This is a genomic window from Nocardiopsis chromatogenes YIM 90109 (genome assembly GCF_000341185.1).
In the GTDB taxonomy this organism is placed as follows: domain Bacteria; phylum Actinomycetota; class Actinomycetes; order Streptosporangiales; family Streptosporangiaceae; genus Nocardiopsis_A; species Nocardiopsis_A chromatogenes.
Map to the genome: position 1 here is coordinate 46,916 of NZ_ANBH01000058.1, position 16,769 is coordinate 63,684.

Genomic DNA, 16,769 nt, shown 5'->3' on the forward strand with positions numbered 1-16,769 from the left:
CGCCGTGCCCATCCCCCGTCTCCCCCGCCCGCGCGGCCTCGTGGCCGTGCTGGCGGGGGGGGGGGGCCGNGCCCGCCGCCGCCGACGATCCCCCGTTCCGCGACCCCGACCTCCCCCTGAACGAGCGCATCGACGACCTCATCGGGCGTCTGACCACCGACGAGAAGATCTCGCTGCTGCACCAGTACCAGCCCGCCATCCCCAGGCTGGGGATGGAGCCCTTCCGCACCGGAACCGAGGCCCTGCACGGCGTCGCCTGGCTGGGCGAGGCCACCGTGTTCCCCCAGGCCGTAGGGCTCGGCGCCACCTGGGACACCGGGCTCGTCGAGCGGGTCGGCGACGTGACCGGCACGGAGATGCGCGGCTTCAACGCCCAGGACCCCGCGGCGCACGGCCTCAACGTGTGGGCGCCGGTCGTCGACCCGCTGCGCGACCCCCGGTGGGGCCGCAACGAGGAGGGCTACTCCGAGGAGCCCCTCCTGGTCGGCGAGATGGCCACCGCCTACACCGGCGGGCTGCGCGGCGACGACGACTTCTACCTGAAGACCGCGCCGTCGCTCAAGCACTTCGCCGGATACAACATCGAGGAGAAGCGCGACCGGCTGTCGGTGACGGTTCCGCCGCGCGCGCTGAACGAGTACGTGTACCCGTCCTTCCGCCCGGCCATCGAGGCGGGCAACGCGACCGGGGTGATGGCCTCCTACAACCTCGTCAACGGGCGCCCGGCCCACCTGACCCCGCTGCTGGACGACGTGCGCTCCTGGAGCGACGAGGACCTGATGGTCGTCAGCGACGCCTTCGCACCGAGCAACGTCGTGGAGACCCAGGGCTACTACGACGACCACGCCGAATCGCACGCCGCGATGCTCAAGGCGGGCATCGACAGCTACACCGACCAGGGCGAGGACTCCAGCGTCACGGTCGGGCGCTTCACCGACGCCCTCGACCAGGGGCTGATCGGCGAGGAGGACCTGGACCAGGCCGTGGGGCGCATCCTGAGCGTGCGGTTCCGGCTCGGCGAGTTCGACCCGCCGGACCGGGTCCCGTACTCGGACATCACCCCCGACGTGATCGACTCCCCCGAGCACCGGGAGCTGGCCCGCGAGGCCGCGACGTCGCAGATGACGCTGCTGCGCAACGACGGGGCGCTGCCGCTGGACGCCGGGTCCGACACGGATGTGGCGGTGGTCGGGCCGCTCGCCGACACGCTGTACGAGGACTGGTACAGCGGCACCATGCCCTACCGCTCCACCCCCGCCGACGGCATCGCCGACCGGCTCGGCGACGCCGGATCGGTCGGCGTCAGCGACGGCGCCGACCGGATCGCCCTGAAGGCCGACGGCGGATACGTCACCGCCTCCGGCGACGAGGACGGCGGCGTCCTGCGGGTCGGCGACGGGGAGGGGGACGCGCGTTCCCTCACCGTCTTCGACTGGGGCGAGGGCGTGGTCACCCTGCGCACCGACGCCAACGGCAAGGTCGTCGGCCTGGGCGAGGGGAACCGGCTCTACAACGACCAGGACCAGCCCAACGGGTGGTTCGTGCAGCAGCTGTTCCGCTTCGAGGAGGTCGACGGCGGGGTGGCGCTGAAGTACGCCGGATACGACGAGTGGAACCGCAAGTACATCGCCGTGGACGGCGAGGGGCGGCTGTCGGTGTCGGCCGACGCGGTCGAGGACGCGGCCGTGTTCGAGCGGGAGGTGCTCTCCAGCGGCGCCGAGGAGGCGGTCGAGGCGGCCTCGGGCGCCGACGCGGCCGTCGTGGTGCTGGGCAACATGCCCTTCATCAACGGCAGGGAGACCGACGACCGGGAGGAGATCGAGCTGCCGCCCGCCCAGCAGGAGCTGCTGGAGGCGGTGACCGAGGCCAACCCGAACACCGTCCTGGTGGTGGAGAGCAGCTACCCGATGGCGGTGCCGTGGGCCGAGGAGAACGTCCCGGCGGTGCTGTGGACCTCGCACGCCGGCCAGGAGACCGGCAACGCGCTGGCGTCGGTGCTCTACGGCGACGCGGAGCCGCAGGGGCGCCTTCCGCAGACGTGGTACCGCGCCACCGGCGACCTGCCGGACATGGGCGACTACGACGTCCAGCACTCCGGGCACACCTACCGCCACTTCGAGGGCGAGGCGCTGTACCCGTTCGGGCACGGGCTGTCCTACACCTCCTTCGAGTACGGGAAGCCGAAGGCGGACCGCAGGAAGGTGGGCCCCGACGGGACCGTGACGGTGGAGGTGCCGGTGACCAACACCGGCGGCCGCGACGGCGAGGAGGTCGTGCAGCTCTACTCCCGCCAGCTCGACTCGCGCACCGAGCAGCCGCTCAAGCAGCTGCGCGACTTCGCGCGGGTGAGCGTCCCGGCCGGGGAGACGGTGACCGCCGAACTCACGGTCGACGCCGCGGACCTGGGCTTCTGGGACGTGACGCGCGGCGAGTGGGCCGTGGAGAAGGCCAAGCACGAACTCATGGTCGGCGCGTCGGCGGACGACATCCGGCACCGCATGAAGATCAAGGTCAAGGGCGAGAGGATCCCGGCCCGCGACCTGACCGGGCGGACGCGGGCGGCCGACTTCGACCGCTACTCCGGCGTCGCGCTCGCCGACGAGACCAAGGTCGAGGGCGACACCGTGGAGGCGGACGCCGGGGACTGGATCGCGTTCGACGGCACGGACCTGTCCTCCAAGCCGTCGGTGTTCACCGCCCGCGCGGCCGCCGCCTCGGGCGGAGCCGCCGTGGAGGTGCGCGTCGGCGCCCCTGACGGGAGGAAGATCGGCGAGGCCGCGATCGGCGCCACCGGGGGCGTGTACGACTACGAGGAGTTCACCGGGGACCTGGGCAAGGCCCCGGGCGGCAAGAAGAAGGACGTCTACCTGGTCTTCACCGGGGAGGTGAGGCTCAGCTCCTTCAGCCTGGAGTAGGCGTTCGACCGTTGGACGGGGGCTGCGGGGAACCACTCTCCCGCAGCCCCCGTCCCATGGGCGTCGCGGGTCCGGGCGGTGGAAGGGGCGGGCGTGTTCGAGGGGCTGGACGGCATCGACTGGGGTGCGCTGGAGAGCGGCTGCGGGGGTTCGGACATCCCCGACCTCATACGCGGGCTGCTCGATCCCGAGCCGCAGATCCGGGAGGACTCCTTCGGCGACCTGGAGATCGAGCTCCTGGAGTTCGGCTACATCCACGAGGCGGCCGTCCGGGCGGTCCCCTTCCTGGCCGAGGCGGCCACGGCGGAGGGGGTCCCGGACCTCCTGGAACGGTGGCGCGGCGACTACGGCGAGCTGGTCCCACCCCTTGGCGGGCTGCTGGACGACCCCGACCCCGCCGTCGCGTCCCTGGCAGCCGAGCGCCTCCGCGGGCTGCACGGGTAGGCCGCGCGTTCACCCGTGAGAGCGCCGCCAACGGCCCATGACGAGCCCCACCGGTTCATCCGCCAGCCTGGTCACGCGCCGAAGATCGCCGAAGGGTCGCCCGTGTACCAGGCGTTCTCGATCCGCATCCGGCGGACGGCCCAGCGGTCCCCGTCCCGGACCAGGTCGACCTCATAGTGGTTCTTCAGCAGCGCGAAGACCGCGTGGTCCTCGGAGAGCAGGTGCTGGGCCTCCACGAGGGCGGTCATCCGGGCGGTGTCGCCCGCCACGGCGACGCGCGGGTTGGCGACCTGGTGGGTGGTGTCCACCCGGCCGGTGAACATCCGCAGGATGGTGTCCGTGATGTCCCACCGGCCCGTCATCACCGGCGGGCGCGCTCCCCACTTCGCCGCCGCCGGGCGGAAGTCGAGTTCGGCGTCCTCGGCGAAGGCCGACGCCAGGAGGTCCCGGTCCTTGAGGTCCTGGCCGAGCGCGAAGCGGTAGAGGGCGTCGGCGGCCTCGGCGCGGTCCTTCAGGTCACGGGCGACGGGGTCGTGTCCGGTGGTCGTATCCATGGGTCCGCTCCGCCTGTTCTCTCCGGTCTCTCGCTCTGCCTCCTCAAGGCTCCGGTGTGCGCTTCTTCGGAACAACGCCGATGTGTGCAACGATCGTGAAGCAGCGCTCAACGATCGGGGGACCGGCATGCTGGAGCGGCACGAGCTGGACACCTTCCTCACGCTCTGCGAGGAGCTGCACTTCGGCCGCACGGCCGAGCGGCTGCGCGTGTCCACGTCCCGCGTCAGCCAGACCGTCCGCGCGCTCGAACGGCGCATCGGCGTGCCCCTGTTCGACCGGACGAGCCGCCGGGTGGAGCTCTCCCCCGCCGGGCGCGCGCTGCGGGACGACCTGCTGCCGCACTGGGAGGCGATCGGTGAGGCCATCGCCAGGGCGGTGGAGGCGGGCAAGGGCTTCACCGGGGAGCTGCGGGTGTGCTTCACCGAGCCCCAGCACGGCCTGTTGCTCGCCGGGGCGGCTGAGCTCTTCGGCGAGCGGCACCCCGAGTGCGCGGTCCGCCTGCGCGAGGTGCGCCCGGACGAGGTCCTGACCCTGCTGCGCGACGGCACGGCCGACATGGCGATGGCGCAGAAGGACGGGGAGGCCGAGGGAGAACGGGGCATCGCATCGGGGCCCGTCCTGGTGAGCGAGGCGCGTTTCCTCGCGGTCCCCGTCACCCGCCCTTTCGCGCGCCGGGACACCCTCCGGTGCGCCGACCTGAAAGGCGCCGCACTCCTGACGGCGTCCTCCCTGACCACCCCCGAGGCCCTGACTCAGGTGGGCGCGGGCACCGGGGTCCTGCCCGTCGGGGCCAGCACGCGGCGCTATCACGCCCGGCCGGACGTGGCCTATGTGCACATCGTGGACGCGCCACCGGTGGAGACGCACCTCCTCTGGCGCGCGGACTCGGCCACCGCCCGTGTGCGGGCCTTCGCGGAGGCGGCCCAGGACCTGGTGAGCGCTCACCGGTGACCACGGTTCTACGCCGACTTCCCCGATACCGTTAACGGCATCGCCGCCCACGGCCCACGGCCCCTCCGTTTCCCGGGAGCGCAATGGACGCAGTACCTTCGCACACGGGCATCGCAGTCATCGGCGCCGGGCTCATGGGGACCGCCACCGCGCGGGCGCTCGCCCGGCGCGGGCACGCGGTCGCCCTGTTCGACCGGCACGCCCCGGGGCACCGGCACGGCAGTTCGCACGGCAGCGCACGCGTCGTACGGCGCGCTTACGCCGACACCCGGCACGTCCGCCTCACCGGGCGCGCCATGGACCTGTGGCGCGCTGCCGAGGACGAGTCCGGTGCCGCGCTCCTGCGGATGACCGGCGGCGTCGACCACGGGAATGCCGACGTCGACGCCATCGCCGCCGCCTTGGAGACCGAGGACGTCCCCTACGAGTCCCTCACCCCGGCCGAGGCCGAGTCACGCTGGCCGGGCGCGCGCTTCGAGGGGCGGGTGCTGTTCCACCCCGAGGCCGGGACCGTCGACTCCGAGGCCGCTATGGATGCCTTCACCGGCCTCGCCCGCCGCGACGGGTGCACGTTCCATCCGGACACCCCCGTCCTGGGGATCTCCGCCGAGGCGGACCACGCGGTCCTCACCCTGCCTTCGGGGACCGTGCGCGCCGACAGGGTCGTCGTGGCGGCGGGCGCCTGGGCGCCCGCCCTCCTGGACGGTGTCGTCCCGCTCCCCCGCCTCACCGTCACCCAGCAGCAGGTCTTCCATTTCCCCCGCCGCGCGCTGGCCGCCGACGCCCCGACCGTGATCCACCACCGCGACCCGCTCACCTACAGCCTCGCGGGCGGGCGCGACGGCGGCCCAGGCGACGGCCGCAAGATCGCCGAGTTCCTCGACCCTTTGGGCGGCCCGGTCACCCCGGACACCAGGAGCGGGGCGGTCGACCCACGCGCGCGCGAGCGCGTCACCGAGTATGTGCGCGAGTGGTTCCCCGGGCTGGAGCCCGAGCCGTTCAATGAGGCGACCTGCCTGTACACCTCAACGGACGACGAGGAGTTCATCCTCGACCGGAAGGGCCCGGTGGTCGTCTGCTCCCCGTGCTCGGGCCACGGCGCCAAGTACGCCCCGCTGATCGGCGAACTCACCGCCGACCTGGCCGAAGACGGCACCGCCCCCGACCCCGCCTTCACTCTCAACCCCCGGCGAGGCTGACCCCCCATGGCCCCATCCTCCCCGCTCCGGGTCGGCGTGCTCGTCGTCACGTCGCTGCTGGCGATCGTCGCCATCCTGTGGCTTTTGTTCGTCGCGCTCCTCGTCAGCGAACCGCCCGAGTGCTCCCTGCCCCTGACCGAGATGGGCCGCGCGCAGTGCGACCTGGCCCGGGAACGCGGCGACCACAGCATGCTCCCGTCCTATGCGCTCGCGGCGACGGCGGCGCTTCTGGCCGCCACCACCGGCGCCGCATGGGTTCTGGCCCGGCGGTGGGCCTGGGTCCCGTGGATCGCGCTCGTCTCCGTGCCGGCGGTGTCCCTGCTCGGCTTGTTCGCCTTCACTCCGCAGACGTGATCCGCGGCCTCAGCCGGGGCGGCGCTCCAGGAAGCCGACCAGGTCGTCGGCGTCTGGGGAGACCAGCAGGTACTTCTCGTCCACGACGAGGCTGGGGACGCCGCGGACTCCGTACCGGGCCGCGCGGGCCAGGTCCTCATTGACCTCCTTCTTGTAGGCGCCGGGCTCCAGCGGAGGCAGGCCCAGCTCCCCGGCGATCCCGCCCAGGTCGACCGGATCGCCGATGTCGCGGCCCTCCACGGCGTAGGCGCGCATCAGGGCCTCGGCCGTCTCGGTGCCCTTACCGTGGGCGCCGCCGTGCTTGACCAGGCGGTGCGCATCGGCGGTGTTGGCCATGACCGCGCGGTCGAGGCGGTACTCGAGGCCCACCTGGGCGGCCACGTCGGTGACCGCCTTCCGGCGGCGCCGGTCCTCGGCGGCGTCGAGGCCGTAGCGCCTCACATGCGCTTCGGCGAGGGTCCACCGGAGGCCGGCGGGGAAGGCGGGGTCGAGCTGGAAGGCCCGCCACACCACGTCGGGCCGGGCGCCGGTGCGCTCCAGGGCGATCGAAAGCCGCCGCTTTCCGATGTAGCACCACGGGCAGACCATATCGGAGAAGATCTCGATTCTCATGGCCCCGACTATAGAAAACCGAAGCGCGTCCCGTAAGTACGCACTTTTCAGTCAGACACTTTCTTGGAGAAAGTCCCCTCTTCAGTACGGTCATAGCGCCGCTGGGCGGCGACGATCCGGTCGGTGCGGCACGCGATCCAGTCGACCAGCGTGCGCAGCTGGGAGGAGAGCTCGCGGCCGAGCGGGGTGAGCGCGTACGAGACGCGGGGCGGCGTGCTCGCCTCCACGCTCCGCTCGACGAGGCCGTCCCGGGCCAGCAGCCGCAGGTTCTGCGCGAGCATCTTCTCGCTGATCCCGCCGATGCCGTCGCGGAGCTCGTGGAAGCGCATCGGACCGCCGTGGAGCGAAGTGAGGATCAGCACGCCCCACCGGCTCGCCACATGGGTGAGCACCACACGGCTCGGGCAGTCCTCCTCGAAGGCCCCCTTCCGGTTCCCCGTCCCCGTGTCCACCATTCCGGCACCCTCCCGCTCCGTCGGAGACATCTCACTCCGAAGCTTACTCAAGGAAAGTGCTGGGATTTCCATCAGCCGAAGGACTGCTCGTGTCCGCCGTGGTGCAGTGGGCGCCTCGGTTCGCGGGTCTCGTCTCCGGGGACGGGCGCGTCGTCGGCGTCGGCCCGCCCGGCCCGGTACGCCTCGTCCACCGAGTCCACCGTTCGGACCCGCGGACCAGGAGGCGACCAGGCCGCGGTGAGGCCGTAGACCACCATCACGTCCACCGCGATGACCAGCACCGCCCACACCGGGTAGGGCTCGACGAAGGCCAACTGGGCGATCGCGTTCAGCCCGGCGGCCATGACGCCGACGACCCGCGCCCACATGTGCCCGCCCAGCGCGGCCGCTCCGGCCGCCATCAGCACGGCCCCCCAGACCGCCAGAACCACGCCCCACACCGCGTACCCGAACAGCAGGGTCCCGCCGTCCTCCACGCGGTAGAAGCCGGAGGCGAACGACGCCACCATGCCCTGCACGAAGTTGACCGCCCCGCCGAAGACCAGCATCGACGCGGCGAAGACGCGCCAGCCGTCCATCCGTTGCCCGCTCATGTGCTTCCCCCCGGTCCGGGCCGGCGGCCGTGTCCGCCGGGACCCCCGTCAGGCCACGGTGCACGAACAGCGCGGGGCCTTCCATGCCCGTCGCGCCACCTCCGGGCAAACTCTCACCCATCTCCCCGCTTCTTCGGCTGGGCCCTCACGTGCATCCGCTCGCCCTGGCGGCCGAAGAGGCTGAGGATCTCCACCGGCCCCTCCCCGGTGGAGCCGAACCAGTGCGGCAGGTGCGTGTCGAACTCGGCGGCCTCCCCCGCCCCGAGCACCAGGTCGTGGTCGGCCAGGACCAGCCGCAGCCGCCCGGCCAGGACGTACATCCACTCGTACCCCTCGTGCGTGCGCGGGTCCGGGGTCAACCGCTCGGCCGGAATGATCATCTTGTAGGCCTGGATGGAGCCGGGCTGCCGGGTCAGCGGCACCACGGTGCGTCCCCCCAGCGTAAGCGGCTTCATCCGGATCCTCGGGTCGCCCACCTCCGGCGCACCCACCAGTTCGTCCAGCGGCACCTGGTGCGCCTGGGAGATCGGCAGCAGCAGCTCCAGGCTGGGCCTGCGCTGCCCCGACTCCAGGCGCGACAGGGTGCTCTTGGAGATTCCGGTCGCCTCCGACAGCGCCGACAGTGTGACGCCGCGCTCCGTGCGCAGCCGCCGCAGCCGCGGCCCCACCTCGTCCAGTGCCTCGCGGACCGCCCCGGCGGCCCCTGCCCCGTCGTCCTCGGCCATGGCGCCATTGCACCACCCCGTCCCGGAAACGGCAACAATGGTTGTCATTTTCGACGAGCGTGGCGCACAGTGTCCGCGGAGGTGGTCACGATGACCGAGACCAGGGACGTCGCCGTCGTCGGCGGAGGCGCGGCGGGGCTGTCCGCGGCGCTGGTGCTGGGCCGGGCCCGGCGCACGGTGACGGTGGCCGACGCGGGCGAACCGCGCAACGCACCGGCCGCGCACATGCACAACTACCTGGGACGGGACGGCACTCCGCCGGCCGAGTTCCTGGCGATCGGCCGCAAGGAGGCCGAGGGGTACGGCGCCCGGGTCGTCGACGCCCGCGTCGAGCGGATCGAACGGGAGGGGCGGGACGGCCCCTTCCGGCTCCTCCTCGACGACGGCGAGGTGCTGGAGGCCCGGCGGGTCCTCATCGCCACGGGCCTCAAGGACGAGCTCGCGGACATCCCCGGCCTGCGCGAGGGCTGGGGCGACTACGTCCTGCACTGCCCCTACTGCCACGGCTACGAGGTCCGCGACCGGCCGATCGGGGTGCTCGGCACCGGGCCGCACGCCGTGCGGCAGGCGCTGATGCTGAAGAAGTGGTCCGCCGACCTCGTCTTCTTCCCGCACGAGCAGGAGATCGCCGACGAGGACCGCCTTCGCCTGGAGGCGCGCGGGGTACACGTCATCGGGGGAAGGATCCGCGGGCTCGTGGCCGGTGGCGCGGGGCTCACCGGGGTCGAGCTGGACTCCGGGACCGTCGTCCCACGGGAGGCGGTGTTCGCCCCGTCGACGATGGTGCCCTCGGGGGAGCTGCTGGACGGCCTGGGGTGCGCGCGCGACGGTGACGGGAGCGCCTCGACCGACGCCATGGGCCGCACCGGCGTCCCCGGCGTGTGGGCCGCGGGCGTCGTCGCCGACCCGATGGCGCAGGTGATCGTCGCGGCGTCCATGGGCAGCCGTGCCGCCTTCGCCATCGACCACGACCTCATCGAGGAGGAGGTCGAACAGGCCGTATCCGAATACCGCGGCCGCTGATCCGCCACCGCCGCGAGAGACCACGAGGGATTCGAGGGAACCAGATGCAGAACGCACAGCCGCAGGACGGCCACTCCCACGGCCACGGCCATGGACACGGGCACGGGCACGGCGACGCCGACCACACCGACCCCGCCTTCTGGGAGGCCATGGCCGAGCGCCTGGAGACCGAGGCCGAACTCCGCGCCTCGCTCTACGGGCAGGCGGTCGACTGGCTCGCCGGGGTGCTGGGCGAGGAGAGGGCCGCGGCCTCGGGAACGCGCGTCGTGGACGTCGGAAGCGGCCCGGGGGTGGTCGCCACCATGTTCGCCGAGCGCTTCTCCGGTGCCGAGGTCGTCGCCGCCGACCAGGCCTCCGGCCTGCTGGAGCGGGCGCAGGCGCGAGCGGACCGCCTGGGCCTGGGGCGGCGCGTGTCCACGCTGGCGGTCGACCTGCCCGACGACTTCGCGAAACTGGGCACCGCCGACCTGATCTGGACCAGCCACGCGGTCCACCACATCGGCGACCAGCAGGAGGCGCTCAACGCGCTCGCCGCGCGCATCGCCCCCGGCGGCGTGCTGGCGGTTGCCGAGCGGGGCCTTCCCGAGCGCTACCTCCCGCGCGACTTCGGTATCGGGCGGCCCGGCCTGCAGGCACGGATCGACGCCGCATGGGAGGACGCCTTCGCCGGGATGCGCGAGGAGATCCCCGGATCGGTGCGCACGGTGGAGGACTGGCCCGCGATGCTCGCACGCGCCGGGCTGGCGCCCTCCGGGACCCGCACGTTCCTCCTCGACGTCCCGGCGCCGCTCGGGCCGGTCGCACGGGGGTACGTCCGCTCCCAGCTCGAACACATCCGCGAGCGGGCCGGGGACCTGCTCGACCCGGAGGACATCACGACGCTGGACGCCCTGCTCGACGAGGAGTCCGAGGAGGGGATCCGCCTGCGGCCGGACGCGTTCCTGCTGTCGGCGACGACGGTCCACACGGCACGCGCGGCCGCGTAGCCCGGCAGCCCCTCCCCAGGGCGGCCCCTCCCACGGAGGGGCCGCCCTGGCTTGAGTTCACGTTAACTTGAACTCGTACGGTCGGCACGACCGCCGCGGCGCCCGTCGCGGGCGCGACGACCGACCGAGAGGACCCGGCATGACGACCGCCCCCCACCACCCGGGTTGGCGCCAGTGGCTCGGCCTGGCCGTGCTCACGCTGCCCCTGCTCATGGCCGCCACCGACATGACCGTGCTCTTCATGGCACTCCCGAGCATCGCCGCCGACCTGGCGCCCGGCAGCACGCAGATGCTCTGGATCCTGCACGTCGGAGACTTCCTGGCCGTCGGCCTCGCGCTCACCATGGGGCGGCTCGCCTCCCGCGTCGGTGCCCGGCGCCTGCTGCTCACCGGCACCGCCGTCTACGGGGCGGCCTCCGTGGCCGCCGCGTACGCGCCCACGCCCGAGGTCCTCATCGCGATGCGCGCGCTGCTCGGGGTGGCGGCGGCCACACTCATGCCCTCCGTCATGGTGATGGTGCGGACCCTGTTCCCCGACCCCCGCCGGTTCTCGGTGGCGGTCGCGGTGATCATGAGCGCGTTCTCGGCCGGGATGGCGATCGGCCCCCCGATGGCCGGATTCCTGCTGGAGTTCTTCTGGTGGGGATCGGCCTTCCTGGCCAACGTGCCCGCCGCCGCAATCCTCCTGCTGAGCGCCCCGCTGCTGCCCGCCCTGCGCGGGGAGGCCGGGGGCAGGGTCGATCTGCGAAGCGCCCTGCTGTCCATGGCCGCCATCGTGGCGGTGGTGTTCGGCCTCCAGGAGATCGCCGACGCGCAGTCCTCCGCCTCCGGGGAGGCGCTGTGGCCCTACGTCCTCTCGGTCGCGGCGGGCCTGGCACTGGGCGCCGTGTTCGTCCGCCGCCAGCTCCGCGTCGCGGACCCGCTGCTGGACCTGCGACTGTTCGCATTCCCAGCGTTCTCGGTCTCCCTCGGGGCGATGCTGCTCCTGCTGCTGGCCTACGGCGGCTCCGACATGCTCTTCACTCAGCTCCTGCAGGCCGTGCTGGGCCTGACGCCCGGCCAGGCCGGGCTGCTGATGGTGGCCCCGGCCGCCGCCTCGATCGTCGGCGGCCTGGCGGCGCCCGCGCTGGTCCGGTGGGCGCGGCCCGCCTTCGTGATGGCGGGCGGCCTGCTGCTGGCCGCCGCCGGCGCCGCCGCCGTGGCGCTGCTCGCCGGGCAGGCCGGGGCGCCGGTGCTGGTCGGCCTGGTCACGCTGGTCGCCCTGGCGCTGGGCCCGCTGTTCCCGCTCTCGACCAACCTGGCCGTGGGGACCGCTCCGGCCCGGCAGGCGGGGTCCGCGGCAGCCATGGGGGACGTCGCCGGGGGCTTCGGCCAGGCGAGCAGCCTGGCGGTGCTGGGCACGATCTCCGCGGTCGTCTACCGGAGCTCGCTGGCCGGGTCGGTCCCCGAGGGGGTGCCGGAGGGCAGCCTCGCCGCCGCCGGAGAGAGCATCGGCGGGGCCGTCTCCGCCGCCCGAGAGCTGGGCGGAGGCGCGGGAGGGGCCCTGCTGGAGGCGTCGCGGGAGGCGTTCACCACCAGCGTGCAGGCCGGATACGGCTTCGGTGCCGTGGTCATGGCGGCGGCGGCGCTCCTCGTCGCCTGGACGCTCCGCCGGGTCCGCCTCGACGAAGGCGCGTCCGACGACACGCCCGACGAAGCGCCCGGCGCCGCCGGGGACGAGCCGGAGACCGGAGAGGCCCTGGCCGCGACGGAGAATTCCCGGACGGCGCGACCGGGGCGGCCGGTTCCGGCCTCCCCTTCGTGACCTGCGGGTGCGGGACCGCCGCACCCGCAGGCGGCACCCCTGAACTGGACAAACGCCGCACATCATGTCATGTAGAAGTTTATTGCCCCCTCACCCTTTCTGCACTAGCTTCACCCGCGCCACTCCGCCCGCACTCCCCTCAATCGGCGGGCGGACCGAGCGTCGGAAAGCAGTGATCCCCATGGCGTTGTCACGCCGAAGCACGCTTCGACTCTCCCTCACCGGCGGCGCAGGACTGCTCGTCGCGGGCGCCGCTCCCGCGGCGGCGGGCGCCGCACCGGTCCCCTCGGGCCCGCCCTCCGGCCCCTCCGCCGCCCTCAAGCGGCTCAAGAAGGGCAACAAGCGGTGGAGGAAGTACTGCTCCGCCCACCCCAACGAGGGCCGCGCCCGCCGCGAGGAGCTGGTCGGCGGGCAGGACCCGTTCGCCCTCGTCCTCTCCTGCTCCGACTCGCGCGTCCCGCCCGAGCTGGTCTTCGACCAGGGGCTGGGCGACCTGTTCACCGTCCGCCCCGCCGGGCAGGTGCTCGACGGCGCGGTGCTGGGCAGCGTCGCCTACGCGGTCCACCACCTGCACGTCCCGCTGATCGCCGTGCTCGGCCACACCTCGTGCGGGGCGGTGACGGCCGCGGTGGACGTGCACCGGGGCGCACCGATGCCCGAGGGGCACGTCCGGCACCTCGTCGAGGGCATCCTGCCGGTCGTGGAGTCCACGCCCGACACCGGCGAGGACTTCGTCGACGACTGTGTGGCCGCCAACGCGCGGTCCATCGCCGACGACCTGGCCTCCGACCCCGAGCTGCGGGAGTACGTCGACTCCGGGCGAACGCGCGTCGTGGCCGCCCGGTACCACCTGGACTCCTCGCGGGTGGAGTTCCTGGAGGACTGACCCCGGCCCCTCAGGCGGGGGCGCCCTCCGCGGGCGCCCCCGCGCGCGTCCGCCCGGTGAGCAGCGCCGCGAGCCCGCCGACCGCGGGGTCGCCCACGGCCCGGTCGAGGGCCTCGCGCAGGACCGCGTCGTAGGTGGGCCCGGCCGCGGCGTACAGGGCCCGGCCCTCGTCGGTGATGACGGTGTAGACGCCGCGCCGGTCACGGTCGCACATGTCCCGCCGGGTGAGCCCGGCGCTCTCCATGCGCCCGACCAGGCGGCTGATGGAGCTCTGGTTCAGGCCGATGCGGTCGGCCAGCTCCTGCATGCGCAGCTCCCCGTCCTCGGCCGAGGCGAGCTTGCACAGCGCCCGGAACTCCGAGAGCCCCACACCGTGCCGCCGCTGGAGCGCCCGGGACAGCTCCTGCTCGACCCGGCCGCTGAGCGCGACGACCTGGTCCCACATCAGTACAGCGTCCATCGGTGCCTCCTTGACACCAGGGTACATGCAGTGCCAACTTATGCATGTACAAGCAATTCATGTACATGCATATTTCAAGGAGGGACCATGTCCGCCACCGCGCCCGCCGTCCGCAAGGTCGCCACCGACCCCGACTGGTACGCGCCCTACCGCATCTCCCAGGCCGTCCGCGCCGGAGGGTTCGTCCACGTCTCCGGCCAGGCCGGGATCGACGAACAGGGCCGCACCGTCCCCGGCGGGTTCCTCGAACAGGGGCGGCAGGCCTTCGCCAACGTCCGCCGCGTGCTCGCCGCCGCCGGGGCCGACCTCGGCGACGTGGTCAAGGTCGGCATCTTCGTCCGCGATATGCGGGCCGACCTCGACGACGTCATCCGCCTGCGCGAAGAGTTCCTGTCCGAGCCCTACCCCGCCGACACGCTGCTGGAGGTCTCCTCCCTCGCCCGGCCCGAGTGGCTGATCGAGGTCGAGGCCCTCGCCGTCGACCGCTGACCCGCCGACCCGCCGCCGATCCGCCTCCGAACCGCCGAAGGGACCCCGCCGATGACCACCCTCACCACCACCGCCGACCCGCTCCTGCGCCCCTACGAGGGCCGGACGCTCCGCCTGCCCAACAGGATCGCCATGGCGCCGATGACCCGGGGCCGCACCGACGACCGCACCGGGACGCCCGACGCGCTCACCGCCGCCTACTACGCCCAGCGGGCGGGTGCGGGCCTCATCGTCAGCGAAGGCCTGTGGGTCGGCCCGGCCGCCAAGGGAGGCCCGGGCATCCCCGGCATCGCCACCGATGAGCAGACCGCCGCCTGGCGCGGCGTCACCTCGGCCGTGCACGCCGCCGGGGGCCGGATCTACGCCCAGCTCTGGCACGTCGGGCGCATGACGCACCCGGTCACCCTCCCCGGCTCCCGGGAGCCGCTCGCCCCCTCGCCCGTACCGATCACCGGCGAGGAGATCTACACGTCCCAGGGCCGCCTCCCCCACGTCACGCCCAGGGAGATGACGACGGCCGAGGTCGAGGAGGCCGTCGCGCAGTTCACGGCCGCCGCCCGCAACGCCGTGCGCGCCGGGTTCGACGGCGTCGAGGTCCACGGGGCCAACGGCTACCTCGTCCAGCAGTTCCTCGCCGAGAACACCAACCGGCGCGGCGACCGCTACGGCGGCTCGGTCGAGGGCCGCACCCGCTTCGCCCGCGAGGTCGTCCACGCGGTCGCCGCGGAGGTGGGGCCCGAACGGGTCGGCCTGCGCATCTCCCCCGGCAACCCGGAGAACGAGATCCGCGAGGAGGACCCCGCCTCCACCTACCGCCCGCTCCTGGAGGCGCTGGACCCGCTGGGGCTCGCCTACCTCCACGTCATCGAGCGCGGCTCCTACCCGGCCCTGGCCGACCTGCGCCCCCGCTGGTCCGGCACGCTGATCGCCAACTACAACGGGGCGGCCCCCACGCGGCGGGAGCAGGCCGCGCCCCTCCTGGAGTCCGGCACGGCCGACCTGTTCTCCTTCGGTCGGCTGTTCATCGCCAACCCCGACCTGCCCGAGCGCTTCGCCTCCGGTGCGCCGCTGGCCGAGCCGCGCTGGGACCTGGTCTACGGCGGCGGGGCCGAGGGGTACATCGACTACCCGCGCGCGTAGGACGTGTTCGTCGGGACGCCGGTTCACCGTCCGTCCACCCGGTCGGCGCGGGCCGTTTCGACGCGCGGTGCAGGATCGCCCCGGGACGGACACCGGGGAGGGAACGCATGCGGGTGTCGGCCGCGGTCTTCGACCGCGGGGCCGTACGGGTCGAGGAGCTGGTCCTGCCGGAACGGGCCGCCGGGCAGGTCGACGTGCGCATCGACGCCGCCGCGGTGTGCGGGTCGGACCTGCACACCGTGGGCGGCGCCCGGCCTGCGCCGCCGCGCACCGTGCTCGGCCACGAAGGTGTCGGCACCGTCTCCGGGGCCGACCCCGGCGCCCGCGACCTGCGGGGCACGCCGCTGCGTCCCGGGGACCGGGTGGTCTTCGCCCTGTTCAGCGCGTGCGGGACGTGCGACCGATGCTCGCGCGGCCTGGAGATGAAGTGCCGCTCGGCGCTGAAGTACGGGCACGAGGGCGCCGCACGGCCGCCGTACGCCACCGGCACCCTGGCCGACACGGTACGGCTGCTTCCCGGGGTCCCCGTGCTGCGCGTGCCCGGCTGGCCGGGCGACGCGCACCTGGTCTCGGCGGGGTGCGCCGTGGCCGCGGCGGCGGCCGTGCTGTCCGCGGCCGGGCCCGCCGATCCGGGCGCCCCCGCGCTCGTCCTGGGGGCCGGGGCGGTCGGCGCCCACTGCGCGGCGATGCTCCGCTCGGAGGGACGCCAGGTGTACGTGCACGACCCCGCGCCGGGGCGGCGCGCCGCGGCCGAGCGCCTGGGGGCGCGCACGGACGTGCCCGACGGGCTGGACTTCCCCCTGGTCGTGGAGGCCTCGGGGAGCGCCGCCGGGTTCGCCGCGGCGCTCGGTGCGGCCGAGACCGGCGGCCGGGTGGTGGCGGCGGGCGCGGTCAGCCCCGGCGCGACCGAGGTGCGCCTGGACCCGGCGGACCTGGTCACCCGGCGTCTGACCGTGGTCGGGGTGCACGACTACACGGCGCGGGACTTCCGGCGGGGCGTGGACTGGCTTCTGGGCCCCGGGCAGTTCCTGGACCTGGAGTCCCTGGTGTCGCCGCCAGTCCCGCTCCCGCTTCCGGGGGAGGCGGTGGACGAGGTGTTCGCCCTTGCTCGCGGCGGCGCGCACCTGCGCGTGCTGGTCGCCCCGGGGCGGCAGGGGCACGCAGGGGCCGGGGGCGCC

At 73.7% G+C, this 16,769-nt stretch carries 18 protein-coding genes; 12 read left to right on the forward strand and 6 right to left on the reverse strand.

Translation table 11 applies throughout. The features are described from left to right. Nucleotides 1-212 precede the first annotated feature (212 nt). Together D476_RS32255 and D476_RS0105575 are read left to right on the forward strand one after the other, a co-directional pair. Nucleotides 213-2,915: a glycoside hydrolase family 3 protein gene (locus tag D476_RS32255; protein WP_017622977.1), complete on the forward strand. Its 2,703-nt coding sequence runs from the start codon at nucleotides 213-215 to the stop codon at nucleotides 2,913-2,915. 93 nt (nucleotides 2,916-3,008) lie between these two features. Then, nucleotides 3,009-3,359, forward strand: a complete 351-nt coding sequence (locus D476_RS0105575) for a hypothetical protein (protein ID WP_017622978.1) — start codon at nucleotides 3,009-3,011, stop codon at nucleotides 3,357-3,359. A gap of 71 nt (nucleotides 3,360-3,430) precedes the next feature. Here the strand turns inward: D476_RS0105575 and D476_RS0105580 are convergent, their stop codons facing one another. Then, the gene (locus D476_RS0105580; protein ID WP_017622979.1) at nucleotides 3,431-3,913 is read right to left on the reverse strand and encodes a nuclear transport factor 2 family protein; all 483 of its coding nucleotides are present in this window, start codon (nucleotides 3,911-3,913) and stop codon (nucleotides 3,431-3,433) included. Nucleotides 3,914-4,040: 127 nt separating this feature from the next. On the opposite strand from D476_RS0105580, the gene D476_RS0105585 reads away from it, so the two are divergent. The 3 genes from D476_RS0105585 (at nucleotide 4,041) to D476_RS0105595 (ending at nucleotide 6,418) form a co-directional block, all read left to right on the forward strand. Next, nucleotides 4,041-4,865: a LysR family transcriptional regulator gene (locus tag D476_RS0105585; RefSeq protein ID WP_017622980.1), complete on the forward strand. Its 825-nt coding sequence runs from the start codon at nucleotides 4,041-4,043 to the stop codon at nucleotides 4,863-4,865. A gap of 83 nt (nucleotides 4,866-4,948) precedes the next feature. Beyond that, nucleotides 4,949-6,064: an FAD-dependent oxidoreductase gene (locus tag D476_RS0105590; protein WP_017622981.1), complete on the forward strand. Its 1,116-nt coding sequence runs from the start codon at nucleotides 4,949-4,951 to the stop codon at nucleotides 6,062-6,064. Between the two features lie 6 nt (nucleotides 6,065-6,070). After that, complete coding sequence (locus tag D476_RS0105595) at nucleotides 6,071-6,418, forward strand: hypothetical protein (RefSeq protein WP_017622982.1); 348 nt, start codon at nucleotides 6,071-6,073, stop codon at nucleotides 6,416-6,418. A gap of 9 nt (nucleotides 6,419-6,427) precedes the next feature. On the opposite strand, the gene D476_RS0105600 is transcribed toward D476_RS0105595, so the two are convergent. The 4 genes from D476_RS0105600 to D476_RS0105615 all read right to left on the reverse strand — a co-directional run bounded on the left by D476_RS0105600 (nucleotide 6,428) and on the right by D476_RS0105615 (nucleotide 8,803). Continuing rightward, on the reverse strand, nucleotides 6,428-7,030 hold the full coding sequence (locus D476_RS0105600; RefSeq protein ID WP_020380435.1) for a DsbA family oxidoreductase: 603 nt from the start codon (nucleotides 7,028-7,030) through the stop codon (nucleotides 6,428-6,430). 47 nt (nucleotides 7,031-7,077) lie between these two features. Further along, nucleotides 7,078-7,485 carry a winged helix-turn-helix transcriptional regulator gene (locus tag D476_RS0105605; RefSeq protein WP_017622984.1) on the reverse strand — a complete coding sequence of 136 codons (408 nt, stop codon included), beginning with the start codon at nucleotides 7,483-7,485 and terminating at the stop codon, nucleotides 7,078-7,080. Nucleotides 7,486-7,556: 71 nt separating this feature from the next. Then, nucleotides 7,557-8,078, reverse strand: coding sequence for a DUF7144 family membrane protein (locus D476_RS0105610; protein ID WP_026123264.1), 522 nt, complete (start codon nucleotides 8,076-8,078; stop codon nucleotides 7,557-7,559). A 113-nt stretch (nucleotides 8,079-8,191) separates the two neighbouring features. Continuing rightward, nucleotides 8,192-8,803, reverse strand: a complete 612-nt coding sequence (locus D476_RS0105615) for a helix-turn-helix domain-containing protein (protein WP_017622986.1) — start codon at nucleotides 8,801-8,803, stop codon at nucleotides 8,192-8,194. Between the two features lie 90 nt (nucleotides 8,804-8,893). On the opposite strand from D476_RS0105615, the gene D476_RS0105620 reads away from it, so the two are divergent. The 4 genes from D476_RS0105620 to D476_RS0105635 all read left to right on the forward strand — a co-directional run bounded on the left by D476_RS0105620 (nucleotide 8,894) and on the right by D476_RS0105635 (nucleotide 13,502). Continuing rightward, a complete protein-coding gene (locus tag D476_RS0105620) occupies nucleotides 8,894-9,826 on the forward strand; it encodes an NAD(P)/FAD-dependent oxidoreductase (RefSeq protein WP_026123265.1) in 933 nt (310 codons plus the stop codon). 44 nt (nucleotides 9,827-9,870) lie between these two features. Beyond that, entirely contained in the window at nucleotides 9,871-10,812 is a 942-nt protein-coding gene (locus tag D476_RS0105625; RefSeq protein ID WP_017622988.1) for a class I SAM-dependent methyltransferase, read from the forward strand. Nucleotides 10,813-10,951: 139 nt separating this feature from the next. Continuing rightward, entirely contained in the window at nucleotides 10,952-12,616 is a 1,665-nt protein-coding gene (locus D476_RS0105630; protein WP_017622989.1) for an MFS transporter, read from the forward strand. A 181-nt stretch (nucleotides 12,617-12,797) separates the two neighbouring features. Beyond that, nucleotides 12,798-13,502 carry a carbonic anhydrase gene (locus tag D476_RS0105635; protein ID WP_026123266.1) on the forward strand — a complete coding sequence of 235 codons (705 nt, stop codon included), beginning with the start codon at nucleotides 12,798-12,800 and terminating at the stop codon, nucleotides 13,500-13,502. 10 nt (nucleotides 13,503-13,512) lie between these two features. Here the strand turns inward: D476_RS0105635 and D476_RS0105640 are convergent, their stop codons facing one another. Next, nucleotides 13,513-13,962 carry a MarR family winged helix-turn-helix transcriptional regulator gene (locus D476_RS0105640; RefSeq protein WP_017622991.1) on the reverse strand — a complete coding sequence of 150 codons (450 nt, stop codon included), beginning with the start codon at nucleotides 13,960-13,962 and terminating at the stop codon, nucleotides 13,513-13,515. 87 nt (nucleotides 13,963-14,049) lie between these two features. Here D476_RS0105640 and D476_RS0105645 point away from each other — a divergent pair, with 87 nt between their 5' ends. The 3 genes from D476_RS0105645 to D476_RS32260 all read left to right on the forward strand — a co-directional run. Further along, entirely contained in the window at nucleotides 14,050-14,451 is a 402-nt protein-coding gene (locus D476_RS0105645; protein WP_017622992.1) for a RidA family protein, read from the forward strand. A gap of 51 nt (nucleotides 14,452-14,502) precedes the next feature. Further along, on the forward strand, nucleotides 14,503-15,591 hold the full coding sequence (locus tag D476_RS0105650; protein WP_017622993.1) for an alkene reductase: 1,089 nt from the start codon (nucleotides 14,503-14,505) through the stop codon (nucleotides 15,589-15,591). A gap of 107 nt (nucleotides 15,592-15,698) precedes the next feature. After that, nucleotides 15,699-16,769: alcohol dehydrogenase catalytic domain-containing protein (locus D476_RS32260; protein ID WP_017622994.1), on the forward strand; the 1,071-nt coding region annotated here is incomplete at its 3' end.